This window comes from Halomonas sp. NCCP-2165, from assembly GCF_023708045.1.
Taxonomy (GTDB): Bacteria; Pseudomonadota; Gammaproteobacteria; order Pseudomonadales; family Halomonadaceae; genus Bisbaumannia; species Bisbaumannia pacifica.
Map to the genome: position 1 here is coordinate 1 of NZ_BRCY01000021.1, position 24,169 is coordinate 24,169.

Below are 24,169 nucleotides of genomic sequence, written 5' to 3' on the forward strand. Positions count from 1 at the left end.
CGCTTCACGAAAGCGGCGTACCCACTTGTAGACGGTCCGCACACTGACGCCTTGCGCCTGGGCAACTTCCTCGGGGCGAAGCCCTTCTTCGAGGACTCGGCGGACCAGCAGGGCTCGACCATGGGGAGTGAGACGGGCATTCTTATGGGTGTTCATCCGGGCCTCCTGGAGGTTGGTTTGGTTCGCACCCCCAGTTTTCCGGGTCGGCTCCGGATGAACAACCTACCGAGAGATCACAGCTAGCCGGCCGGCAGCGGGATAAACAGCCGCTCCCGGGGCCAGCGCACCTTGGCCAGGCCGGCGTGGCGGTCGGCCTCGCTATCGCGGTAGCCCAGGGCGAGGAGCGCGGTGCTGCGCAGGCCACGCGCCTCGAGCCCCAGTAACTGATCCAGCGCCGCCGGATCGAAGCCCTCCATGGGTGAGGCATCCACCCGCTCGGTGGCCGCCGCCGCCAGTGCCGTGCCCAGCGCCAGATAGGCCTGGCGGGAGGCCCACTGGAAACGTGCCTCCGCGGTGGGGAAGCCCTGGACGGTGCCGAGGATGGCCTCTCGATATCCCGCCAGCTCGGCGAGGGGCTGGCCCCGTGTCGCCGCGGTCAGGCGCAGGAAGTCGTCGACTTCGGCCGCCGAGACGCTCGCCCAGGCGGCGAACACCAGCAGGTGCGAGGCCTGGGTGATCTGCGGCTGGTCGAAGGCCAGCGGACGGATGCGCTCGCGCAGTGCCGGGTCCTCGATCACCAGCACGGAATAGGGCTGCAGGCCGTAGGAGGAGGGCGCCAGGCGCACCGCCTCGAGGATCCGCTCGAGCTGGGCGGGGGGCACCTTGGCACCGGTCATGCGCTTGGCGGCGTAGCGCCAGTTAAGGGCGTCGATAAGGGTCATGATCACTCCTTGGGGTCGTGTGGGAGGGGGCGCGGGCGTCTTCAGGTCGTCGCTGTCGCGGTGGGGAGGGCGGCGGCCCGGGCGCCGCGCTGGAACAGCAGGCTACCGGCGACCACCAGCAGGGCGGCCAGACCCAGGTTGGGAGGCGGTGCTTCGCCGAGGGCCAGTACCGCGATCAGGGTGCCCACCACGGCCGCCACGGCGCCGATCTGGCTCAGGTAGACGGGGCCGGCGAGCTTCTGCAGCACGAAATAGAAGAGGTAGAGCACCGTGAAGACCGTGGCCTCCAGCGCCAGCAGTGGCAGCACGGCCTCACGGCTGAACAGCACCGGCAACTGACCGGGCTCCAGGGCCAGCGACAGGGGCAGTAGGGTGACGGCGCCGCCCAGCAGCATCAGTGCCGCCAGGAAGAGCGGCGAGCCGCCCTCGGGCCAGCGCAGGGTGCGGTAGATATTGCCGAGGGCGATCACCAGTGGCATGGCCATCACCAGCAGGGCCCAACCCGGGGCGGCGTTCATCCCGCCGGCCTTGGCGGCGGCCAGCACCAGGCCGCCGCCGAGACCCAGTACCACCCCCGACAAGCGCAGCAGCCGCAGGCGCTCGAGCCTCAGGCAGACGGCCAGCACCCAGGTGATCAGGATCGGGAAGGCGAAGCTCAGCGAGATAAAGCCCGCGCCCACATGGCGGATGGCCACGAAGGCCAGGGCGTTGGGCAGGGCCAGCAGGGCACCGGCCACCAGGGAATACTCCAGGGCACGGCGGTCGAAGGCCAGCGGCCGCCGGCGTAACGCGGCGAGGCCCATCAGTACCAGGCCGGCGCCGGCCATGGCGACCATCAGGAAGCTGATTCGCGGGGCGCCGGCATCGTCGGCCAGCTTGGCGACCGTCAGCGACAGGGCGAGGCAGCTACCCACCAGCAGCAGGCAGCCGAGCGCCTGGAGGCCGGGGCGAGGGGATCCCTTGTGCTGGACGTTGACCTTGGTCATCATTCGGCTCCTGTAGCTCGTGATAAAGTATCTTTGTATCGAGTGACTTTTCGAAAAGTATCTTAGTATCGAGATTAATAGTTGGCAAGCGCGACGAGGCCGATCGATGAACCGAGTGACACAGGCGGTAAACCAGTGGCAGCGTGAACTGCCCGAGCTGGACCTCTTGCCCATGGAGGTGGTGGGCTATCTAAAGACCAGCCAGTTGATCACCCAGGGGCGGCTGAACGCCTTCTTCAAGGCGCATGATCTGCAGGCGGGGGAGTTCGATGTGCTGGCCTCGCTGCGCCGCGCCGGGGCCCCCTATGCGCTGACGCCGACCCAGTTGTTCGAGGCGCTGATGATCTCCTCCGGGGGCATGACCAATCGCCTGGACCGCCTGGAGCGGGCGGGCTGGATTCGGCGCTCGCCCAACCCCGAGGATCGCCGCGGCGTGCTGGTCTCGCTGACGGACGAGGGACTCGCGCTGATGAATCGGCTGATTCCCCGGCATGTGGCCAACGAGGCGCGCCTGCTCGCCGCCCTGAGCCGCGAGGAGCAGGAAACCCTGAGTCGGCTGCTCGGCAAGCTGCTCGACGGCCTGGAGGCGGAGTAGCCCACGCCGCCCAGGTGCCGAGGCAAGGGCGGGGGAGAGGGCGCGCGACCGGATACTTAGCCGCCGCGACGAATCAGCTCGCCGGCCCAGGGCAGGGCCTCGGGGTAGGCGTCGCCGTCGAGCACGAACTCCTGGCCCCGCGCCGCCGCGCTAAGCTCGGTATGGGCGGCATGCTTTCGCCAGCGCTGGCGATTGGCGTGGTAGCTCAGGGGTGGGCGGTCTTCGCCCGGATAGCACCAGGCGGGCAGCCGCCATTGGGAGACGCGATCCGCCTCGGGGGCCGTCAGGCGTCGCTCCGGCGTCAGGCCGGCGAAGGTGCCGGCGCCGGGCAGCGCCGCGTCGAGACCCGGCAGGGCGAGGCGTCGGCGGGCCAGATAGAGCAGGTTATTGGGATCGGGTCGGCGCCGGAAGTGGGGGTGATAGTGCGCCCAGGCGTAGTCGTCCTCCCTGGCCTGATCCACCGCTACCAGCGACTCGACCTGCAGCCAGCCCCAGATGGCGTGGCAGGGCCGCGTGCCGGGTACCCAGCGCCAGCTGGTGGCGTGGCGCTCGACCCACCGGAAGAGGCCAAAGAACAGGAACAGGTCCCCGGGGCCGACTCCCTGGTTGCGCAGGTGGCCCTGGGCCTGGCCGCTCTGGCCGAAGATCGGTCGCCAGCCGGGCGCCCGGGGCAGCATGTCGGCGATCAGGTCGGGATCCAGGTGGGCGCCGTCCCCGGGCCCGACCTTGCCGCGGGTCAGTGGCGTGACCAGGCTCGCCAGCGGGGCGCCATCGACGGCGATATCGTCATAACGAATCGTCGAGGCGGCATCCGGAATCGGCAGGGCCAGCAGCCGGCCATCCGGCAGGATGGGGCTCGGCACGCCGCCGGCGGCGGAGTCGAAGCCCTTGCGGCTCAGGATCAGTTTCATGCCGTCTCCCGGTCATGCCTCGGTGGCAAGATGCTACCAGAACGCGGCGCGACCGCCATCGACCGGCGCTGACTTCGCCGGGGGCCGTCGGGGCGGTAGCCGTGGGCCTTCATCGCGAAGCCGATCGCCAGACGCTCAGGGCATACTGACGCTCAGAACGGGTCGCGGAAGTGATCGCGGATACGCCGCGGGGCCTTGTCCCGCCAGGCGGCGATCAGGGCCTCGCGGACCCGGGGATGGGGCGCCTCGCTCAGGCGCACCCGGGTCTGGCCGGGAGTGTCACCGGGGGCCGGGCGAAAGGTCCCGGGGTTGGTCGCGACGATCTCGGCCTGGGCCTCGGGGGGCAGCCATAGGGTGGCCCAGCTCGCCTCGGGGTAACCCAGGCGGGCAAAGATCTTGCCGCCGACCCGGTAGTCGGGGTGATCCTGCTCGGCATGTTCCACGACCCCGGGCAGGCCCAGGGCCAGGGCTCGAAATTCGGCTTCCGTCATCAGCGCCTCCCGGCCGCCCCGGAGGGGGCTCGTTCTCAGGATAGATCGTGCCAGGGGGCCTGTCCGCGAGGCGTGGCTGTCGCCGCGCCCCACCGTTCCAGGGGCGTGGCGATGAACTTCACAAAGGCTCGGATTCGCGTCCCCCGCCGCAGGCCGGGGTGGGTCAGCAGCCAGAGTTCGGTGGCCGGCGTCGGGATGGGCTCGCCGAGCCGGCGCCGGGCCGAGGTGAGGGGTTAGGGCCGGGGACGGCGTGGCTGGGGGCGCGGCGGCTGGATGCGTACCGTCTGGCGTGCCGGACGCCGTTGGTGACTATGGGCGTGAGCGACCATGGCGAGAATGCCGGCCGCGGCTAATCCAATCGCGAAATACTCTAGGGGTGCCATGAGCGTCTCCTTCCTGAGTCGGGGCCCTGGGTGGCGCCCGAAGGGCAATGGCGTCAGCGCTCGGCGATGACGACGCTTTCTCTGACAGCTTAGCCGCGAGGAGGTGCCCCTGACGAGGCTTCCGTGAACGGGCCTTGGACGGTAGCAACAGTTGCGAACCTCGAATCAGTGTAAGATACTGTGTTTATATACAGTATCTTTGCCGGGAGGCGATATGTCTCTATCCATGCCCAGGCGCGCTCGTCCCGAGTCCGGTATGCCGCCGCTGCCCCTGCTGGGCTGCCGGGTGCGGGCCGGTTTCCCGAGTCCCGCCGATGATCACCTCGATACCGAACTCGATCTGCATGCCCATGTGGTAAAGCGCCCCAGCGCCACCTATTTCGTCCGCGCCGAGGGGGACTCCATGCGAGGCGACGGTATTCACCATGGTGACCTGCTGGTGGTGGATCGCAGTCTCGAGCCACGCCCCGGCCGGGTGGTGATCGTCGCCCTGGAGGGGGAGCTCACCGTCAAGCGGCTGGAGCAGCGAGAGGCGGGGCCTTGCCTGGTGGCCAGCCACCCGGGTTTTCCGCCGATTCCCCTGGCGGGACGCGATTGCCGGGTCTGGGGCGTGGTCACTCATGTGGTGCATGCCCTGCCCGGGGGCCAGTGATCAGTGCCCGGACGCACGCCGTCAGCCAGCCTGCGTCGATGCCGTAAGGAGGCCGCCGATGATCGCCCTGGTGGACTGCAATAACTTCTATGTCAGCTGCGAGCGAGCCTTCGCTCCCGCCCTGGAAGGACGTCCGGTGGGAGTGCTCTCCAACAATGACGGCTGCGTGGTGGCTCGTTCCGAAGAGCTCAAGGCGCTGGGTATCGCCATGGGCGCGCCGGTACATTTGATCCCGCCGGCGCTGCGCCGCCAGTGCATGTTGCTTTCCAGCAACTACGCCCTCTATGGCGATATGTCTCGGCGGGTCAACGAGGTACTGGAGACCCTGGCGCCGGCGGTGGAGCCCTACTCCATCGACGAGAGCTTCCTCGACCTGAGTGGCTTCGGCCCGCCGGAGGCCGAGGCCCTGGCCCGAGAGATCCACGAGCGGGTACGCCGCGAGACCGGCATTCCGGTAAGTGTCGGGCTGGCGCCGACCCGGGTATTGGCCAAGCTCGCCAATCGGCTGGCCAAGCACGGCGGCGGCGTTCGTTATCTGGACGCTCAGGCACCGGCTACCCGAGCCCTGCTGGAGGCGCTGCCGGTGGCCGAGCTATGGGGCGTGGCACGACGCAGCGGCGAGCGCCTGGCCGCCTTGGGGATCGATAACGCCTGGGCCCTGCGACAGGCCGAGCCGGCACGGATTCGCCGAACCCTGTCGGTGGTGATGGAGCGTATCGTCTGGGAACTGCGCGGCCATGCTGCCATCGTGATGGATGACCTGGACACGCCCCGTCGACACCTGCTGGTCTCACGCTCCCTGGGGCGACCCACTACGGCGGCCCATGAGCTTCATGAGGCGCTGCGCCAGCACGTGACCCGGGCCGGCGAGAAGCTGCGACGCCAGGGCAGCCTGGCCCAGGTCGTCCGGGTCGTCCTGCGTACCGCTCCCTTCCAGGTGGGGCGCTGCGCCTACCACAATGCCGCCCTGGTGACCCTGGCGGCACCCAGCGATGACACCCGCGAGCTGCTGCGGGCCGCTCGGCAGGCCCTGGCGGCCGTCTATCGGGAAGGCTATCGCTACCAGAAGTGCGGAGTGATGCTGATGGAGCTGGTGGAAGCAGAGGCGCCTCAGGAGCGGCTGCTGGCGGAGGAGAGCGCCGAGACGGTGCGGCGTCGCCGGCTGATGGCGACCCTCGACCGGGTCAATCGGGAACTGGGCCGTGATACGGTGCGACTGGGCCTGCCGCGCCACGACAGCGGCTGGGCGTTGCGCTGCGCCAATCGCAGCGACCGCTACACCACCCGCTGGGACGAGCTGCCCAGGGTGCATGCCTGAGCGCGCTGGTGCCGCGAGGCGGAGTCGAACCGCCGACCTACTGATTACGAGACCCTGGGCAGCCTTGCCAATTCCTGCCAGTGGTTGCCCCGGGTGTCGTCACTTTGTCGACCACCTTTGAAGGCGACTCAGCCGCGAATCAGCTTGGCTCCTGGGGGGACCTGGTAGCGCAGCTCATGGCATGGTCCTGGTGGTGGCTGGTGTCCCTCGGGCCGATCCGGATACCAGATCCGGCACTCTCCCGGTGGTGGTAGATGGCCACTGGGTACCTCCGACCGATGGGGATCGTAGCGGTAGCTACCACCATAGCCGTCAGCGTAGACGGCACAGCCACTCAATATGGCACTCAGCAGGGAGGCACCTAGCACCGCTCGCAGGTCTCTCATTACACCCTCCTAAAGGGTCATTCGGTTAGATTCTCCCTGTGTCATTGGAGTGTGCATCCCACGGGGAAGCCTTGCAACGGATTACAAATCAGTTGCTCTACCGACTGAGCTATCGCGGCCCACCGGCGCTTCGAGAGCATAGGCAGCGGTCTTGCCCTTGGCCAGGGCCTCGAAGGCCTCCCGGGGCTGGGGACGGCCGAAGAGGTAGCCCTGGAAGATGCGACAGCCTAACGCTTCCAGGGCGAGATACTGCTCCGGCGTCTCGATGCCTTCCGCCACGACCTCGAGCGATAGCGCCTCGGCCAGCTGCAGAATCGTCCGGGTGATGGCCAGGGTCTCCGGCTGTTCGCCGAGGCGCTGCACGAAGGTGCGGTCGATCTTGAGAATATCCAGGGGCAGGCGCTGTAGATAAGCGAGAGCCGAGTAGCCGGTGCCGAAATCGTCCAGGGCTAACTTGATCCCCAGTCTGCTCAGGCCGGCCAGTGTGGCGGCTGCCGAGTCAATTTCATCGATCAGCAGGCTTTCGGTCAGCTCCAGTGTCAGCCGTTGAGCCGGTGCGGCGTGGCGCTGCAGGCTAGCCGAGACCTCTTCGATGAAGTCGGGTTGCTGCAGCTGCTGGACATTGATGTTGATCGACAGGCGCAGCTGGCGCAGGTGGGGAGTGGTGGCCCAGGTGCCCAGGCGGCGGCAGGCCTCCTCGATGACCCATTGGCCGAGGCTCAAGATCAGCCCGGTCTCCTCAGCGAAGGGGATAAAGTGTCCCGGCGGTACCAGGCCTCGCTCGGGATGTTGCCAGCGGATCAAGCCTTCGGCACCGACCAGTTGACCCTGGTGATCCACCAGCGGTTGCAGGTAGAGGCGCAGTTGGTTGCCCGTCATGGCCTGGCGTAGCTCCACCTCCAGGCGCAGGCGCCCTTCCAGGGCCTGCTCCAGGGCAGGATCGAACCTCTGTACTCTGGAGTCTCCCCGCTTCTTGGCTTCGGTCAGGGCCAGGCTGGTGCGTCGCACTAGAGCCGCTTCGTCGCCATCGGCGACCTCGAAGCCGGCGAGGCCGGCGCTGAGGCGGCAGAGATAGCGGTGGCCAGCCAAGCGATAGGTATCGTTGAGGGTATCCTGTATGGCTTGGGCGGCGTCCACGGCCTCCTGGCCTCCAAGCCCCGGGAAAAGCAGGGCGAACTCATTGCCGCCGATTCTGGCTATTAAGCGCTTGTCGGCGACCCATTCCTTGAGTCGCCCCGCCAGCTGGCAGAGCAGTTGATCGCCGATGGATTGGCCCAGGGTATTGTTGAGGGCCTTGAAACCATCCACATCCAGCAGCAGCAGGGTGCCGCTCTCGTTTCGCTCCAGGCGCTGTAGCAGTTGCTCCATCAGCGCCAGGCGGTTGGGAAGGCCGGTCAAGGAGTCCCGGTAGGCCAGTTGCTGAATGCGGCTCTGAGCCGCGCGTTGGGCTCGGATATCGGTCACGGTCACGACATAGTGACGACGCCCACTGTGGCTGTAGCAGACTCGGCGCAGAGCAATCCTGGCGGGAAAAGTATCGCCGTCGCAGTGATGGATATCGACCTCATGCGAGCCTTGATCCTGGTCATCGGCTCGAGACAGGCAGCGTTGCAGACTGGCCTCGTTCGCGGTTATCCAGTGGCTGGCGGGTTGTCCGATCAAGGCCTGTTGAGGCCGTCCAACAAGGTCGGCAAGGGTATCATTGCACATCAGGATACGCGCCTTGTCGTCCAGCAGAAGGATGCCATCCCCCAAGGATGCCACGATATGGCGCAGGCGCTCGCTGGACATGTGGTGCAGGGACTCTTTACCGAGTAGGTGCTGCTCCAGGCGTAGCATCATCAACGTCAGCAGAGCCCCGCCACTGAGCCCCATGGCGAGACTCAACAGGGGCAGCGGTGAGGAGGCGTGTGGGGATGGGGGAATCAGGGCCAGGCCCAGGCTCGGCTGCAGTGCCAGCAAGATCAGGGCGAGCCCTCCCAGCTGCAGGCGCTCCTTGAAGATGGCGCCTCGGGTCAGTCGCAGGCTGTAGCAGGTCAGGCTGCCTAGCAGCAGGGTAAGGAGTGCCAGCGGGAGTGCCAGCCAGGGCGAGAAGGCATACCCGGGAGTGAGCCACCAATGCATCATGAGGTGAGCGCTGCCCAGAAGCGCACCGGCCAGCAGGCAAGCGGGGGTCGAGGCGCGGGAGCGCCCGGAAAGGGCTAGGACCAGTATCGCGGCCGCCATCAGGGGCCAGAATGCGCCGAGTAGCGCGGCTTTCGGCGGTAGCGTGGCCAGCAAGGAGCGCCCCGCCGTGTACAGACCCAGGCTGCCTAAGGCGAGTAGGGCGGCGCCAGCGATGAGCCATGGCCGACGACGGCGGGAGAGTACCAGAGATGGCATGGCCATGGAGATACGCAGGCTGGTGTGCAGGCTCAACAGGGCGGCGAGGCCAAGCAGTAGGGCACCCAGCAGTGAACTATCCAGGTTCGAGAGCATGTCACTGGTCCTTCAGCGCACTCGGGGAGGCTCCGGCATCTCCCGAACCGAGGGGGGATACGCGGACAAGGGTTATATCTGATTTCAGTACAGTAGAATATGTAACTTTTATCGAATCAGCGATAAGTCTACGTAGTGTCCCGTCGGCGGGAGGTCGCCAATGAGCATCTGGTGTGTCGAAGCCTGGGACCTGAGCCCGGCCTATCTCAATCGGCGGGAGCTGCTCTGGGCCTGGCATGCGCGAGGCACGACCCCGGGAGGTCGCGCCCGGTTGGCGGCGGAGCTCTGGGGGCGCGGTGAGCGTGTGGCGTTACTGCCGAGTGGCCCCCCGGTACCCGGCGAGGCGCGCCTCGATCCGCAACGGGTCGCCGGGCAACTGGCCTGGCTGGCCGCCGCCCGGCGCTGGCGAACCCCGGGCCGCTTGCCGCCTCCTCTACAGGCACAGGGCCTCTGGCGTCAGCACAAGTATTCGGTGATGGCGCGCAGTCCCCGGCGCTACCAGCAGATCGGTCGCGAGGTGGCGGCCCTGCCACGCGGTGTGCTGCCGACGACGCTGGCGCAGGAGCTTTCGGAGTGGCTCTTGACCGCGCCGACGCCGGGCGGGTTGCGCAATGCCGTGCAGCACCTGTGGGGCTATGTGGCCGAGGTGGCGCCCCCGGCCAGGGGCGAGGTCGACGGCTGGTCCTCGGCCCGCTTGCTGCGGGAGACCCGGGACCGGGCCCTGCACAGCCGCCAGCCCTATCTGCTGGAGTCCACCGCCCTGGGCGAGCTGGCGGCTTGGTTGCCGGAAGAGGAGATGGATCGCTAGCCCGGCCCTGCGCCCCGGGACGTATCGGGAACCGCTATTGCCCCTTGGGCTGGCGAATCCTCGTCAAACCTTCTTGCGCGCTGGAGGCCACCAGACGTCCTCGCCGGTCGAACAGGTTGCCCCGGGCGAAGCCGCGGGCGCCGCCGGCCCAGGGGCTGTCCATATCGTAGAGCAGCCAGTCATTGACCCTGAGGTCGTGGTGGAACCACAGGGCGTGGTCGAGGCTGGCGATCTGCAGCCTGGGGTCGCCGAATTCGATGCCATGGGGCACCAGGCTGGTGGTCAGTAGGTTGAAGTCGGTGCTGTAGGCCAGCAGGTAGCGATGCAGGGCGGTATCGTCCGGTAGCTCCCCGGCCAGGCGGAACCAGACTTGCTTGCGGACCGGGCGCGAGGCATCCGTCCCGGATTCCGGCAGGTGGAGAAACTCGATGGGGTGGCCCTCGAAGTCGAGGAGCTTGGCACCCCGGGCCAGCAGGGTGTCCGGGTCGTCCACCTCGGGCATGGCGAACTGGTGATGGTGGCCCGGCTCCTCGCCATGGAAGGAGGCGCTGCAGAAGAAGATCGGCTGGCCCTTCTGGATGGCGGTGACCCGACGGGTGGTGAAGCTGCCGCCGTCGCGTACCGCATCCACCTGATAGACCACCGGCCGCTTGGCGTCGCCGGGGCGCAGGAAGTAGCCGTGCAGGGAGTGCGCCAGGCGCTCGCCGGGCACCGTCCGCGTGGCGGCGGAGAGGGCCTGGCCGAGCACCTGGCCGCCGAACAGTTGTGGGAAGCCGAGGTCCTGACTCTGGCCCCGGAAGAGGTTTTCCTCGATCATCTCCAGGCCGAGCAGGGCGACCAGGTCGTCCAGTGCCTTGGTCATGGCGCTATCCTCTGCGGTAGGGTGGCTCGTCATACGATTGTTTTATGTTGTTAAGGATACCCGAGAGCCCCGCCATGCGCAGCGACGACTTTTACATGCATCGGGCCCTGGATCAGGCCCGCCAGGCCCTGGCCGCCGGCGAGGTGCCGGTGGGTGCCGTGGTGGTGGATGCCGAAGGCGAGATCATCGGTGCCGGCTACAATGCCCCCTGCGGCTGCCATGATCCCAGCGCTCACGCCGAGATCCAGGCGCTGCGGGCGGCGGCGGCCCGACTCGAGAATTATCGCCTCGATGGCTGCACCCTCTATGTGACCCTGGAGCCCTGCCTGATGTGTACCGGGGCGATCATCCACGCGCGCCTGGCGCGGGTGGTCTATGGCGCCGCCGAGCCCAAGACCGGCATGGTGGAGTCCAAGGCCAACCTCTTCGCCCAGCCCTGGCACAACCATCGCGTGGTGGTGGAGGGGGGGCGGCTGGCCGGCCAGGCCCGGCGCCTGCTCAAGGCGTTCTTCGCCGAGCGGCGTGATTAAAGCACCGGCGGTACCGTATCGAAGAGGAGATCGTCGTCGCCGTTGTCCGGGCGGCGGGCGTTGAGCTGGAAGAACTGCCGCTGGCTGCGATCCACGTAGTCGAGGATCTCGTAGTAGCGACGAATATTGCGCACATAGATCACCGGCTCGCCGCCCCGGGCGTAGCCGTAGCGGGTCTGGCTGTACCACTCGCGCTTCTGCAGCAGCGGCAGCGCCTCGCGCACATCGGTCCAGCGGTCCGGGTCACCGCCGCGTTGCTCGGCGATGCGCCGGGCATCGTAGAGGTGGCCCAGTCCCACGTTGTAGGCGGCCAGGGCCATCCACAGGCGATCGGGCTCCACGATGCTCTCCGGCAGGCGCTCCATGAGGCCGCGCAGGTAGCGGGCGCCGCCGTCGACGCTCTGGGCCGGATCGAGGCGATCGGCCACGCCCATCTCGTCGGCGGTGGGCAGGGTCAGCATCATCAGGCCCCGCACCCCGGTGGGGGACGTGGCCTGCGGGTCCCAGTGGGACTCCTGATAGCCGAGCGCCGCCAGCAGTTTCCAGTCGAAGCCGGTGTTCCGGGCCGCCTCGCGGAACAGCGGCGCATAGTCGGGCAGTACCTCCCGTGTCTGGCGAATAAAACGCCGTGCCCCCACGTACTCCAGGTAGTCATCATGGCCGAAGTAGCGGGCCACCAGGGCCTCCAGCTCGCCGTTGTCCTGCTGGGTCGCCAGGAAGGCATTGGCCGCCTGCTGCAGGGCCAGGCCATTGGCGGCGGGGAAGGCCCAGGCCATGGAGAGCGGCTCGCCGAGGGGGAAGCCGCGCTCCACGCCCGGGAAGAAGAGGCGGTTGAGGCGAAACTGGTGGGCGTAGACCACGGCGGCATCGAGGCTGCCGGTCTCCACCCGCTGCAGCAGGTCGGCCACCTCCAGGTCGCCGGTCTCCAGCCAGCTCAGCGCCGGCAGCTCGGCCTGCAGCTCGCGCAGTGCCAGGGCCGTCCCGGACCCGCGCAGGGTGGCCAGGGAGAGGCGTTGCAGGTCATCGATCTCGCGCACCGGCGGCAGGCCGCGGCGATAGACCACCAGCGGCTGCAGGGTGAGGATGGGGCGAGTGAAGATCACCCCCTCCTGCGCCGGGGCCAGGGGCAGGGCGGCGGCGCCCAGGTCGGCGCCGCCGGTGCGCACCCCGTCGAGTACCTCCTGGAGGCTATGATCCGGGTCCATGTCCAGGCTGACGCCCAGGTGATCGGCGAAGCGTCGGACCAGCTCGTACTCGAAACCGGCGGGACCGTGGCGGCCCTGGTAGAAGGTGGTGGGGGTGTTGCGGGTCAGCACGCTGAGGAAGGCCCGTTCGCGGATCTTTGCCAGCCGAGCATCGGGTCGCCAGGCCTGGTGTGCCGGCCACAGGGCCAGCAGCAGGCCACAGCAGAGCAGCAGATACCCCCGCCAGTGGCGGCAGAGATGGGAAGCCAGGGATCGGTGCATAGGGGATCGGGGTCGCCTCGGACCGCCCCACCATAACGGCGCCGGGACGGGCTGTCATCCCGTGGATTTCTTCCATGCCCCGCTTTCCAGTATCATGTGCGCCAGATCGCCGCCAGCCGCGGCCCCAATCCTGCCATTTCTTCGCTATCTCTCAGAGGCTCGATCGACATGCTCGAACTGCGCGGTGCGCCTGCCCTTTCCGCTTTCCGTCATGCCAAGTTGCTGGCCACCCTGCGTGCACAGGTGCCCGAGGTCGAATCCCTGCATGCCGACTATGTGCACTTCGTCGACCACGACGGCGACCTCGGCGCCGAGGCGCTGGCGGTGCTCGAGCGCCTGCTCGACTATGGCGCCCCCCGGGACGAGGGCGGCCGCGAGGGTCACCTCTTCCTGGTGGTGCCGCGCATCGGTACCCAGTCGCCCTGGTCCTCCAAGGCCACCGATATCGTCCGCAACTGCGGCCTGAGCCAGGTGCGCCGCCTGGAGCGGGGCATCGCCTACCGGGTCAAGCTGAGCGGCACCCTCTCCGAGGCGGCCTATGAGGGCATCCAGGCGGTGCTCCACGACCGCATGACCGAGGCGGTGCTGGCCAATGCCTCCGACGCCGCCAAGCTCTTCTCCCACCACGAGCCGGCCCCCCTGGGCAGCGTGGATATCCTAAGCGGCGGCCGGGAAGCCCTGGCGACCGCCAATGGCGAACTGGGCCTGGCCCTGGCCGATGACGAGATCGACTACCTCTTGGCGGCCTTCCAGGAGCTGGGACGCAACCCCACCGACGTCGAACTGATGATGTTCGCCCAGGCCAACTCCGAGCACTGCCGCCACAAGATCTTCAACGCCGACTGGCTGATCGACGGCGAGGCCCAGAGCCACTCGCTGTTCAAGATGATCAAGAACACCCACCAGGCCTCGCCGGGCAAGGTGCTCTCCGCCTACAGCGACAACGCCGCGGTGATCGAGGGCACCACCGCGCCGCGCTTCTTCGCCGCGCCGCTGACCGGTGTCGAAGGCGAGCGGGCCCGCTACGCCGCCGTCGAGGAGCCGATCCAGATCCTGATGAAGGTGGAGACCCACAACCACCCCACCGCCATCGCCCCCTATCCCGGCGCGGCCACCGGCGCCGGCGGCGAGATCCGCGACGAGGGCGCCACCGGCATCGGCGGCAAGCCCAAGGCGGGGCTGACCGGTTTCACCGTCTCCAACCTGCGCATCCCCGAGTTCGTGCAGCCCTGGGAGGCCTTCGACTACGGCAAGCCGGAGCGCATCGTCAACGCCCTGGAGATCATGCTGGAAGGGCCCATCGGCGGGGCCGCCTTCAATAACGAGTTCGGGCGCCCCAACCTCACCGGCTACTTCCGCACCTATGAGCAGGACGCCCTGGGGGCGGGCGGTATCGAGCGCCGCGGCTACCACAAGCCGATCATGATCGCCGGCGGCTACGGCAATATCCGCGACCAGCACGTCCAGAAGGGCGAGATCCCGGTGGGCGGCAAGCTGATCGTGATGGGCGGCCCGGCGATGCTGATCGGCCTGGGCGGCGGCGCCGCCTCCTCCATGGCCTCCGGCGCCTCCAGCGCCGACCTGGATTTCGCCTCGGTGCAGCGCGACAACGCCGAGATCGAGCGTCGCGCCCAGGAGGTGATCGACCGCTGCTGGTCCCTGGGTGACAAGAACCCCATCTGCTTTATCCATGACGTGGGCGCCGGCGGCCTCTCCAATGCCCTGCCGGAGCTGGTCAAGGATGGCGAGCGCGGCGGCCTCTTCGACCTGCGCGCCGTGCCCAACGCCGAGCCGGGCATGAGCCCCCTGGAGATCTGGTGCAACGAGGCCCAGGAGCGCTATGTGCTGGCGGTGGCCCCCGAGGACCTCGACACTTTCGACGCCCTGTGCCAGCGTGAGCGCTGCCCCTATGCGGTGGTCGGCGAGGCCACCGAGCCCCACCACCTCGAGGTGCGCGACGGCCACTTCGCGTCCAAGCCCGTCGATCTGCCGATGAGCGTGCTGTTCGGCAAGCCGCCGAAGATGACCCGCGAGTTCTCCCGCGAGACCCGCGAGCTTCCCGGCGTGATGCTCGACAACCTGGACCTGCGCGAGGCCATGGATCGGGTGCTGCGCCTGCCCACCGTGGCCTCCAAGAGCTTCCTGATCACCATCGGCGACCGCTCCATCACCGGCCAGGTGGCCCGCGACCAGATGGTCGGCCCCTGGCAGGTGCCGGTGGCCGATGTCGCCGTGACCACGGCGAGTTTCGATACCCATGCCGGCGAGGCCATGGCCATGGGCGAGCGGCCCCCGGTGGCGCTGATCGATCCCGCCGCCAGCGCCCGCCTGGCGGTGGCCGAGACGATCACCAACCTGGCCGCCGCGCCCATCGCCGCGCTCTCCGATATCAAGCTCTCCGCCAACTGGATGAGCGCCGCCGACCATCCCGGCGAGAACCAGGCGCTGTACGACGCCGTCCACGCCGTGGGCATGGAGCTCTGCCCGGCACTCGGCATCGCCGTGCCGGTGGGCAAGGACTCCATGTCCATGCGCACGGCCTGGCAGGAGGAAGGAGAGGAGAAGAGCATCACCTCGCCGCTGTCGCTGGTGATCACCGGCTTCGCCCCGGTCACCGATGCCCTCAAGACCCTGACCCCGCAGATCGACCTGGAGCAGGACGAATCCGACCTGCTGCTGATCGACCTGGGCGGCGGCAAGAACCGCCTGGGCGGCTCGGCCCTGGCCCAGGTCTATGGCCAGGTGGGCGACGACTGTCCCGACCTGGACGATGCCGAAGACCTCAAGGCCTTCTTCGCGGTGATCCAGGGCCTCAACGCCGAGGGCAAGCTGCTCGCCTATCACGACCGCAGCGACGGCGGCCTGCTGGTGACCCTGCTGGAGATGGCCTTCGCCGCCCATGCCGGCCTGGAGATCAAGCTCGACTGGCTGATCGACGAGCCCCACGAGGCGGTCAATGCCCTCTTCGCCGAGGAGCTGGGGGCGGTGATACAGGTCAGCCGCGCCCACACCGAGGAGGTGCTGGCCCAGTTCGCCGCCGCCGGCATCGAGACCTGCGGCGTCATCGCCCGGCCCCGCTACGACGACCAGGTGCGGGTCACCCTCTTCGAGGAGCCGCTGCTCGAGACCACCCGGTTGCTGGCCCAGCGCACCTGGGCCGAGACCAGCTACCAGCTGCAGGCGCTGCGCGACAACCCGGAGTGCGCCAAGAGCGAGTTCGACGGTCTGCTGGACGACCGCGACCCGGGACTCAGTGCCGAGCCGAGCTTCGCCATCGACGAGGATATCGCCGCGCCCTTTATCAACACCGCCCGTCCCGCCATGGCGATCCTCCGCGAGCAGGGCGTCAACGGTCACCTGGAGATGGCCTGGGCCTTCGACAAGGCCGGCTTCGAGGCGGTCGACGTGCATATGAGCGATATCCTCGAGGGGCGGGTCACCCTCGAGCAGTTCAAGGGGCTGGTGGCCTGCGGTGGCTTCTCCTATGGTGACGTCCTGGGCGCCGGCGGCGGCTGGGCCAAGTCGGTGCTCTTCAATGCCCAGGCCCGCGAGCAGTTCGCCGGCTTCTTCCAGCGCGACGACAGCTTCGCCCTCGGCGTCTGCAATGGCTGCCAGATGCTCTCCCAGCTCAAGGAGCTGATCCCCGGTGCCGAGGCCTGGCCGCGCTTCGTGCGCAACGAGTCGGAGCAGTTCGAGGCCCGGGTGGCCATGGTCCAGGTGGAGCAGAGCCCATCGATCCTGCTGGCCGGGATGGAGGGATCGAGGCTGCCCATCGCCGTGGCCCACGGCGAGGGCCGTGCCGAGTTCCGCGACAGCGGTCACCTGCGCACCATGCAGGGCGGCGGCCAGGTGGCGCTGCGCTACGTGGATAACTACGGCCAGGTCACCAGCCGCTACCCGGCCAACCCCAACGGCTCCCCCGCCGGCATCACCGGCCTGACCACCCCGGACGGTCGGGTCACCATCATGATGCCCCACCCGGAGCGGGTGGTACGGGCGGTCACCAACTCCTGGCGGCCCGGCGACTGGACCCAGGACGGCGCCTGGCTGCGGCTGTTCCGCAACGCCCGGGTCTGGGTGGGTTAAGGCCGGGTTAAGGCGCTCTCCTAGGGAGCGCCCCGGCGCCTGGCTGCGGCTGTTCCGCTATCACCACACCCGGCCCGGGTCTGGGTGGGTTAAGGCAAGGACGACGCCTGGCTGCGGCTGTTCCGCTATCACCACACCCGGCCCGGGTCTGGGTGGGTTAAGGCAAAGACGCCGCCTGGCTGTGGCTGTTCCGCTATCACCACACCCGGCCCGGGCCTGGGTGGGTTAAGCCCCTCTCGACCTCAACGAAGGCGGCCCTCGGGCCGCCTTTTTGCTATCCGGGAGAAGGCATGGAATCTATTTCCACAAAACTCTTGCCGGGGTCGTTGCTTGCGGCTATAAGGGCGTTTGCAAGAGGGGCTCCGGCATGGGGTTGGCGCCCCGAGCCGGGAGAATGCAAAGGTGCATGAGGGACTGAGTCTGCTCTACGTGGGCGCGGTGCTGGTGCTCAATGGCCTGTGGATGTTGGGGCGCATCGAGGACCGCGAGATCCAGGTGATCAACTTCTTTACCGGAGGCGTCAGCCTGGCGGTGGCGGCCTATGCCGCCTTCGGGCCGGGAGCCGATGCGGCCAGCGTGCGCACCGCGGCCATGACCCTGCTGTTCGCCTTCACCTATCTGTGGGTGGCCATCAATCGCCGCAACGGCAGCTCCGGTCATGGCCTGGGCTACTTCTGCCTCTTCGTGGCGCTGACCGCCCTGCCCACCGGGCTGCAGCAACTGGCGGTGGCCGAAGGGCTCTGGGGCTGGTGGTCGGGGCTCAACTGGCTGGCCTGGGCCCTGCTCTGGTTCGGCTTCTACCTGATGCTCTGCCATCGTCCCCAACTGCAGCCGCTGATGGCGCGCACCGCCCTGGCCCAGGGCCTGGTGACCGCCTGGCTGCCCGGCTACCTGCTGCTGCAGGGCCTGTTGCTGGCTTAACCAATTATTTGCAGTCGGCCCCGGCAGGGGGGCTCGGGGGATAGCCAGCCGAGGAGGCCCAGGCCGCAGGACCTTGGTCAGGACAATGGCGCATCACGGCTGACCCTGACGGTTACCGGCTTCGTTCCCCGGGTCGTCCTGGCGCGTCCCGGGGCCCTGAGGGCCTGGAACGCGCCCGGCCCACCGCTGACTTGGGTCGGCCCCTGGCGAGCCGCTAGAATGGCGGCCTCGCTTGCCAGGGTCCTGCCATGACCGCGCCCCTTTCCTCCGACGTTTTCGCCAGCCCTCCCAGCCTGCGGCCGTATCAACGGCAGGCGGTCTCGCGGGTGGTCGAGCATTTTCGCGGCAGTGACGACCCCGCCGTGGTGGTGCTGCCCACCGGCAGCGGCAAGTCCCTGGTGATCGCCGAGCTGGCGCGCCTGGCCCGGGGGCGGGTGCTGGTGCTGGCCCATGTGCGCGAGCTGGTGGAACAGAACCACGCCAAGTTCCTCGCCTATGGTCGCCAGGCGGATATCTTCAGCGCCGGCCTGGGCCGCAAGGAGAGCGGCCGCCAGGTGGTCTTCGGCTCGGTGCAGTCGGTGGTCAGGAACCTGGACGCCTTCACCGCGCCGGTGCCGGGGCAGGGCGCCTTTACCCTGCTGGTGATCGACGAATGCCACCGGGTCGCGGAGGAGAAGGCCTCCGGCTACCGCCGGGTGATCGATCACCTGCGTGCCCAGAATCCCGGCCTCAAGGTGCTGGGCCTGACCGCGACCCCCTACCGCTTGGGTCAGGGCTTTATCTATCACCGCCATCATCACGGCATGGTGCGTGGCGAGGCGGACTGCCTGTTCCGCGACTGCGTCTTCGAGCAGCCCCTGCGGCTGATGGTCAAGCAGGGCTACCTGGCCGAGCCGCGGCGGGTGGATGCCGCCGTCGAGCGCTACGATTTCTCGCGTCTGGTGCCCGCGTCGAGCGGGCGGTTCCGCGAGGAGGAGCTCAACCGGGTGGCGGCGGGCAACCGTGCCACCCCGGGGATCATCGCCGAGGTGGTGGCGCGGGCCCGTGAGCGCCAGGGGGTGATGCTGTTCGCGGCCAGCGTGGCCCACGCCGAGGAGGTCCTCGGCTACCTGCCCCGGGACGAGGCGGCGCTGATCACCGGGGCGACTCCCTCCGCCGAGCGGGAGGCGATCATCGCCGCCTTCAAGGCCCGGGAGCTCAAGTACCTGGTCAACGTGGCGGTGCTCACCACCGGCTTCGATGCGCCCCATGTGGACCTGATCGCCATCCTGCGCCCCACCGAATCGGTGAGCCTCTATCAGCAGATCGTCGGCCGCGGGCTGCGCCTGTCGCCGGGCAAGACGGATTGCCTGATCCTCGACTATGCCGGCAATCCCTGGGACCTCTATGCCCCCGAGGTAGGCTCGCCGAAGCCGGACGCCGACAGCGAACCGGTGCAGGTCGAGTGCCCCCGTTGCGGTCACGCCAACCTCTTCTGGGGCAAGCGCGACGGCGACCTGGTGATCGAGCACTTCGGGCGCCGCTGCCAGGGGCTGGTCGAGGACGACTCAGGCAAGCGCCAGCAGTGCGACTTCCGCTTTCGCTTCAAGGTGTGCGGCGACTGTGGCGCCGAGAACGATATCGCCGCCCGCCGCTGTCATGGCTGCGAGACCCTGCTGGTGGATGCCGACGACAAGCTCAAGGCGGCGCTGCGTCTCAAGGACGCCCGGGTGCTCAGGGTCAGCGGCATGCGGCTCGAGGCCGTCGTCAATGGCCGCGGCCTGCCGCGCCTCAAGGTGACCTACCACGACGAGGACGGCGCTACGCTCGGCGAATGGTTCGCCCTGGAGACCCCGGCCCAGCGTGGCGCCTTCGCCGCTGTTTTTCTGCGCGAGCACCTGCGCGCCCCGGGCAGCGACTGGCGCCCCACCACCCCGGAGGCGGTGATCGCGGAGCGGCGTCGCCTGCGTCACCCGGACTTCGTGGTGGGGCGCAAGGTGGGCCGCCACTGGCAGGTGCGCGAGAAGCTGTTCGACTACGTGGGCCGTTATCGCCGTGCCGAGGCGGCGGAGTAGCTCGAGTCTCCGATAGGCCCCTCGCTATCTCCCGCGCGGCTCTCTTGGTAGACTGGCCGGCTGAACGCAACCGGACGGGCAGGGCGTGAGCGAGACAGTCGGCGCGGAGCAGGCGACCAGCCAGGAACCAGCGGCCGCCGCACAGGCGGAGGTGCTGGCGCGGCTGTTCGACGAGCCGATCACCCAGCTCCCCGAGGACCTCTACATTCCCCCCGAGGCGCTGCGGGTCTTCCTGGAGACCTTCGAGGGGCCGCTCGACCTGCTGCTCTACCTGATCCGCCGCCAGAACCTGGATATCCTCGCCATCGACGTGGCCGCCATCACCCGCCAGTACATCGAGTACGTGGAGCTGATGAAGGCCCTGGAGATCGAACTGGCCGGGGAGTACCTGCTGATGGCGGCGATGCTGGCGGAGATCAAGTCGCGGACCCTGCTGCCGCGCCCTCCCAAGGCGGAGGGCGACGAGGAGGAAGAGGACCCCCGGGCGGCGCTGATTCGTCGCCTCCAGGAGTACGAGCGTCTCAAGCAGGCCGCCGAGTCCCTGGACGAGGTGCCGCGCCAGGGCCGCGACTGGTTCCCGGCCCATGCCGAGCCGCCGAGCCTGGAGACCCGGGTGATCCACCCCGAGGTGGAGCTCGACGAGCTGCTCGGCGCCCTGGCCGGTATCCTCAGGCGCGCCGAGCTGACCCAGTCGCACCAGATCAGCCGCGAGGTGCTCTCCACCCGGGAGCGCATGATGCGCATCATGGAACGCCTCGAGCACGAGCATTACACCCCCTTCGAGGCCCTGTTCACCCTGGAGGAGGGCAGGGCCGGGGTGGTGGTGACCTTTATGGCGATCCTCGAGCTGGCCAAGGAGGCGCTGATCGAGATCGTGCAGAACGCGCCCCTGTCGCCGATTCATGTGCGCGCCAGGGCGGCGCCGAACGACGAGGCGGAGGAAGCGGCCTTCGCCGACGACCCCCAAGCCCCGGAAGACGGAGGCGAGAGCGCCTTCGAGGATGAGTCGACGCCATGACCGCCATGGAATTTCCCGATGCCCTGGACGAGATCCTCGAGGCGGCCCTGCTGGCCGCGGGGGAGCCGCTGGCCCTGGAGCGCCTCGAGGGCCTCTTCGATGCGCATGAGCGCCCGCCCCGGCGGGCCCTGCGCGAGGCCCTGGAGCGCCTCGGCCTGCGCCACGAGCGGGGCGCCCTGGAGCTGATCGAGACCGCCTCCGGCTACCGGCTGCGGATTCGCTCGCGGCTCTCGCCCTGGGTCTCGCGGCTCTGGGACGAGCGTCCCCAGCGCTATTCCCGGGCGCTGATGGAGACCCTGGCGCTGATCGCCTATCGTCAACCGGTGACCCGCGGCGATATCGAGGAGGTGCGCGGCGTGGCGGTGAGCAGCTCGATCATGCGCACCCTCACCGAGCGGGGCTGGGTTCGCGTGGTGGGGCACCGTGACGTGCCGGGGCGCCCGGCCGTCTATGCCACCACCCGCGCCTTTCTCGACGACTTCGGCCTCAAGACCCTGGATAGCCTGCCGCCCATGCACGAGCTGGCCGATCGCGATGACTGGGGCGAGGAAAGCGTGCCGGAGGACGAGCCGCCGGGCCCGGCGGCGACGGACGAGGCCGATGCCACCGACATGGAAGGCAACGAGATCGAGGCCCCGGAGGCCGATGCCACCGACGAGCCCCGCGAACAGGAAGAGAAGGATGCGACGGCCGGGATGGCCGACGCCACACACGCCGAGACGGCGTCCCACGGGCAGGGCCTGAGCTTCAGCGATCTGCAGGCTCGCCTTGCCGAACGCGCCCGCCAGCGAGCGACCGTCGAGGATGACGAGCGCCCGGGTGCGTCACACTCAACCGATGAGATCGATGACTCATGAGTAGCGAAAAACTGCAGAAGGTACTGGCCCGGGCCGGGTTGGGCTCGCGTCGCGAGATGGAGGCCGCCATCGCCGATGGCCGGGTCAGCGTCAATGGCAAGGTGGCCACCCTGGGCGACCGCATCGAGCCGAGCGACAAGGTCAGCTTCGACCAGCGTCCGGTGACCCTGCGCGGTGCCGACGAGACCCCGCGCCGGGTGATCATGTACAACAAGCCGGAAGGCGAGCTGTGCACCCGCAAGGACCCCGAGGGGCGGCGTACCGTCTTCGAGCGGCTGCCGCGTCTCAAGGGCGAGCGCTGGATCGCCATCGGCCGCCTGGATATCAACACCAGTGGCCTGCTGCTGTTCACCACCGACGGCGAGTTGGCCAACCGCCTGATGCACCCCTCCACCGAGGTGGAGCGGGAGTATGCGGTACGCGTCATGGGCGAGGTGACCAAGCCCCAGATCAAGCAGATGGTCGAAGGGGTGATGCTGGAGGACGGCCCGGCGCGTTTCACCGACGTCCAGGAGTTCGGCGGCGAGGGCATCAATACCTGGTTCCATGTGGTGATCATGGAGGGCCGCAACCGGGAGGTGCGTCGTCTGTGGGAGTCCCAGGGACTGACGGTGAGCCGCCTCAAGCGGGTGCGTTACGGCAATATCTTCCTCGACAAGCGGGCCAAGGCCGGCGAGTGGACCGAGCTGACCCAGGCCGAGGTGGATGATCTGGCCACCCTGGCCGGGCTGGAGGCGCGCAAGGTGCCGGAGCTGACCCCCGACGAGAAGAATCGCTGGAGCCGCGACAAGAACAAGCGGCGTCCGGTGCAGGGGGTGCGGCGCCCGCGCTCCGGCCACAAGCGCTGAAAAAATTTATCGAAACCCTTGCCTTGGGCGCGGTGACTCAGTAATATCTGCGCCCTGTCGGCGGGTCGTTAGCTCAGTTGGTAGAGCAGTTGGCTTTTAACCAATTGGTCGTAGGTTCGAATCCTACACGACCCACCATCGACTCCCCTGAGCAGGGTCGATGGCCGACGATCCGGCGGCGGGTCGTTAGCTCAGTTGGTAGAGCAGTTGGCTTTTAACCAATTGGTCGTAGGTTCGAATCCTACACGACCCACCACACCGCCACTTCACCCTGCTTCGGCATGGTGACAGGGGTCGTTAGCTCAGTTGGTAGAGCAGTTGGCTTTTAACCAATTGGTCGTAGGTTCGAATCCTACACGACCCACCAGATTCTCGAAAACGCCCCCGCACCTCGCGGGGGCGTTTTTGTTGCAGTCTAGCCGGGCATCTGGGCTAGAATGGGAGCTGGGCCGGCCACTGTGGTAGACGCAACGGCGGGCCCTGGGAGCGCGAGGGTCGCGGAGCGCGATCGCTCGACGCAACTGGCACAGCGCAGGGGGAGCCCCTGCCAGTCACAGTGGTAGACACGATGACGATCATGACTTCCCGGGCCGAGGTGCGCGAGCATCTGGCTCGAGCCTATTGCCCCACGCGGATTCCCGCCGAGGACGAGGCGCGGGTCGAAGAGATCAAGCGCCTGTTGAACGCCAACAACGCCGTCCTGGTGGCGCACTATTACACCGACGATACCATCCAGCAGCTCGCCGAAGAGACCGGCGGCTGCGTGGCCGATTCCCTGGAGATGGCCCGCTTCGGCGCCCGCCACCAGGCCGACACCCTGGTGGTGGCCGGGGTGCGCTTCATGGGCGAGACCGCCAAGATCCTCTCCCCGGAGAAGCGCGTGCTGATGCCCACCCTGGAGGCCACCTGCTCCCTGGACGTGGGCTGTCCGGCGGACGAGTTCAGTGCCTTCTGCGACCAGCATCCCGACCGCACCGTGGTGGTCTATGCCAATACCTCGGCGGCGGTGAAGGCCCGCGCCGACTGGGTGGTGACCTCCGCCATCGCCGTGGACGTGATCGAACACCTGCACGCCAGGGGCGAGAAGATCCTCTGGGCGCCGGACAAGCACCTGGGCGGCTACATCCAGAAGCAGACCGGCGCCGACATGCTGCTCTGGGATGGCGCCTGCATCGTCCACGAGGAGTTCAAGGCCAAGGGCATCGAGGACCTCAAGGCCCTCTACCCCGAGGCGGCGGTGCTGGTGCATCCGGAGTCGCCGGAGGCGGTGGTGCAGCTGGCCGATGTGGCGGGTTCCACGTCCCAGCTGATCAAGGCGGCCAAGGCGCTGCCCCAGGACAAGCTGATCGTGGCCACCGACCGGGGCATCTTCTTCAAGATGCAGCAGGCGGTGCCGGAGAAGACCCTCTTCGAGGCACCTACCGCCGGCAATGGCGCCACCTGCAAGAGCTGCGCCCACTGCCCCTGGATGGCCATGAACGCCCTGGACAACCTGGCCGGCGCCCTGCGCGACGGCGGCGGCGAGATCTTCGTCGACGATGCCCTGCGCCAGGCCGCCCTCAAGCCCCTGGAGCGGATGCTTAACTTCCAGAAGTAAGCGTCAAGCGCCAAGCCTCGAGGAGCCCCGCAGGTTAATGC

At 68.2% G+C, this 24,169-nt stretch carries 20 protein-coding genes and 3 tRNA genes; 15 read left to right on the plus strand and 8 right to left on the minus strand.

Annotated features, from left to right (window positions below; all coding sequences use genetic code 11):
• The 3 genes from NFU04_RS11570 to NFU04_RS11580 form a co-directional block, all read right to left on the minus strand.
• On the minus strand, positions 1–156 hold a 156-nt coding region (locus NFU04_RS11570), incomplete at its 3' end, for a leucine zipper domain-containing protein (RefSeq protein WP_251309637.1).
• Between the two features lie 83 nt (positions 157–239).
• Positions 240–881 (minus strand): nitroreductase family protein, encoded by a 642-nt coding sequence (locus NFU04_RS11575; protein ID WP_251309583.1) that lies wholly within the window; start codon positions 879–881, stop codon positions 240–242.
• Positions 882–922: 41 nt separating this feature from the next.
• The gene (locus NFU04_RS11580; RefSeq protein ID WP_251309584.1) at positions 923–1,867 is read right to left on the minus strand and encodes a DMT family transporter; all 945 of its coding nucleotides are present in this window, start codon (positions 1,865–1,867) and stop codon (positions 923–925) included.
• 106 nt (positions 1,868–1,973) lie between these two features.
• Between NFU04_RS11580 and NFU04_RS11585 the strand changes: the two genes are divergently transcribed.
• Positions 1,974–2,462, plus strand: coding sequence for a MarR family winged helix-turn-helix transcriptional regulator (locus NFU04_RS11585; RefSeq protein WP_251309585.1), 489 nt, complete (start codon positions 1,974–1,976; stop codon positions 2,460–2,462).
• Positions 2,463–2,518: 56 nt separating this feature from the next.
• On the opposite strand, the gene NFU04_RS11590 is transcribed toward NFU04_RS11585, so the two are convergent.
• Both NFU04_RS11590 and NFU04_RS11595 read right to left on the minus strand, forming a co-directional pair.
• Positions 2,519–3,373: an Nmad3 family putative nucleotide modification protein gene (locus tag NFU04_RS11590; protein ID WP_251309586.1), complete on the minus strand. Its 855-nt coding sequence runs from the start codon at positions 3,371–3,373 to the stop codon at positions 2,519–2,521.
• A 152-nt stretch (positions 3,374–3,525) separates the two neighbouring features.
• On the minus strand, positions 3,526–3,864 hold the full coding sequence (locus NFU04_RS11595; protein WP_251309587.1) for an MmcQ/YjbR family DNA-binding protein: 339 nt from the start codon (positions 3,862–3,864) through the stop codon (positions 3,526–3,528).
• Between the two features lie 597 nt (positions 3,865–4,461).
• Between NFU04_RS11595 and NFU04_RS11600 the strand changes: the two genes are divergently transcribed.
• Together NFU04_RS11600 and NFU04_RS11605 are read left to right on the plus strand one after the other, a co-directional pair.
• A complete protein-coding gene (locus NFU04_RS11600; RefSeq protein WP_251309588.1) occupies positions 4,462–4,899 on the plus strand; it encodes a LexA family protein in 438 nt (145 codons plus the stop codon).
• A gap of 58 nt (positions 4,900–4,957) precedes the next feature.
• Positions 4,958–6,217, plus strand: a complete 1,260-nt coding sequence (locus tag NFU04_RS11605) for a Y-family DNA polymerase (protein WP_251309589.1) — start codon at positions 4,958–4,960, stop codon at positions 6,215–6,217.
• Between the two features lie 467 nt (positions 6,218–6,684).
• On the opposite strand, the gene NFU04_RS11610 is transcribed toward NFU04_RS11605, so the two are convergent.
• Positions 6,685–8,730: a putative bifunctional diguanylate cyclase/phosphodiesterase gene (locus NFU04_RS11610; RefSeq protein WP_251309590.1), complete on the minus strand. Its 2,046-nt coding sequence runs from the start codon at positions 8,728–8,730 to the stop codon at positions 6,685–6,687.
• A 511-nt stretch (positions 8,731–9,241) separates the two neighbouring features.
• On the opposite strand from NFU04_RS11610, the gene NFU04_RS11615 reads away from it, so the two are divergent.
• Complete coding sequence (locus NFU04_RS11615; protein WP_251309591.1) at positions 9,242–9,889, plus strand: DUF1722 domain-containing protein; 648 nt, start codon at positions 9,242–9,244, stop codon at positions 9,887–9,889.
• A gap of 34 nt (positions 9,890–9,923) precedes the next feature.
• On the opposite strand, the gene NFU04_RS11620 is transcribed toward NFU04_RS11615, so the two are convergent.
• The gene (locus NFU04_RS11620) at positions 9,924–10,751 is read right to left on the minus strand and encodes an acyl-CoA thioesterase (RefSeq protein WP_251309592.1); all 828 of its coding nucleotides are present in this window, start codon (positions 10,749–10,751) and stop codon (positions 9,924–9,926) included.
• A 74-nt stretch (positions 10,752–10,825) separates the two neighbouring features.
• On the opposite strand from NFU04_RS11620, the gene tadA reads away from it, so the two are divergent.
• The gene (gene tadA, locus NFU04_RS11625) at positions 10,826–11,281 is read left to right on the plus strand and encodes a tRNA adenosine(34) deaminase TadA (protein WP_251309593.1); all 456 of its coding nucleotides are present in this window, start codon (positions 10,826–10,828) and stop codon (positions 11,279–11,281) included.
• On the opposite strand, the gene mltF is transcribed toward tadA, so the two are convergent.
• Positions 11,278–12,747 (minus strand): membrane-bound lytic murein transglycosylase MltF, encoded by a 1,470-nt coding sequence (gene mltF / locus NFU04_RS11630; RefSeq protein ID WP_251309594.1) that lies wholly within the window; start codon positions 12,745–12,747, stop codon positions 11,278–11,280. The genes tadA and mltF overlap by 4 nt on opposite strands.
• Positions 12,748–12,915: 168 nt before the next feature.
• Between mltF and purL the strand changes: the two genes are divergently transcribed.
• The 10 genes from purL to nadA all read left to right on the plus strand — a co-directional run bounded on the left by purL (position 12,916) and on the right by nadA (position 24,128).
• On the plus strand, positions 12,916–16,833 hold the full coding sequence (gene purL / locus NFU04_RS11635) for a phosphoribosylformylglycinamidine synthase (protein ID WP_251309595.1): 3,918 nt from the start codon (positions 12,916–12,918) through the stop codon (positions 16,831–16,833).
• Positions 16,834–17,235: 402 nt separating this feature from the next.
• Positions 17,236–17,754, plus strand: coding sequence for an AmiS/UreI family transporter (locus NFU04_RS11640; RefSeq protein WP_251309596.1), 519 nt, complete (start codon positions 17,236–17,238; stop codon positions 17,752–17,754).
• Positions 17,755–18,002: 248 nt separating this feature from the next.
• Positions 18,003–19,808 (plus strand): DEAD/DEAH box helicase, encoded by a 1,806-nt coding sequence (locus NFU04_RS11645; protein ID WP_251309597.1) that lies wholly within the window; start codon positions 18,003–18,005, stop codon positions 19,806–19,808.
• Positions 19,809–19,893: 85 nt separating this feature from the next.
• Entirely contained in the window at positions 19,894–20,826 is a 933-nt protein-coding gene (locus NFU04_RS11650; RefSeq protein ID WP_459382088.1) for a segregation and condensation protein A, read from the plus strand.
• Complete coding sequence (gene scpB, locus NFU04_RS11655) at positions 20,823–21,683, plus strand: SMC-Scp complex subunit ScpB (protein WP_251309598.1); 861 nt, start codon at positions 20,823–20,825, stop codon at positions 21,681–21,683. Before NFU04_RS11650 ends, scpB begins: the two co-directional genes overlap by 4 nt.
• Positions 21,680–22,531, plus strand: a complete 852-nt coding sequence (gene rluB, locus NFU04_RS11660; RefSeq protein ID WP_251309599.1) for a 23S rRNA pseudouridine(2605) synthase RluB — start codon at positions 21,680–21,682, stop codon at positions 22,529–22,531. The genes scpB and rluB overlap by 4 nt, the downstream gene beginning before the upstream one ends.
• 62 nt (positions 22,532–22,593) lie before the next feature.
• Positions 22,594–22,669: transfer RNA gene (locus NFU04_RS11665), tRNA-Lys, on the plus strand.
• A gap of 42 nt (positions 22,670–22,711) precedes the next feature.
• Positions 22,712–22,787, plus strand: a tRNA-Lys gene (locus tag NFU04_RS11670).
• Between the two features lie 35 nt (positions 22,788–22,822).
• Positions 22,823–22,898 (plus strand) — tRNA-Lys (locus NFU04_RS11675).
• A 201-nt stretch (positions 22,899–23,099) separates the two neighbouring features.
• The gene (gene nadA / locus NFU04_RS11680; RefSeq protein WP_251309600.1) at positions 23,100–24,128 is read left to right on the plus strand and encodes a quinolinate synthase NadA; all 1,029 of its coding nucleotides are present in this window, start codon (positions 23,100–23,102) and stop codon (positions 24,126–24,128) included.
• The last annotated feature ends 41 nt before the right edge of the window (positions 24,129–24,169 follow it).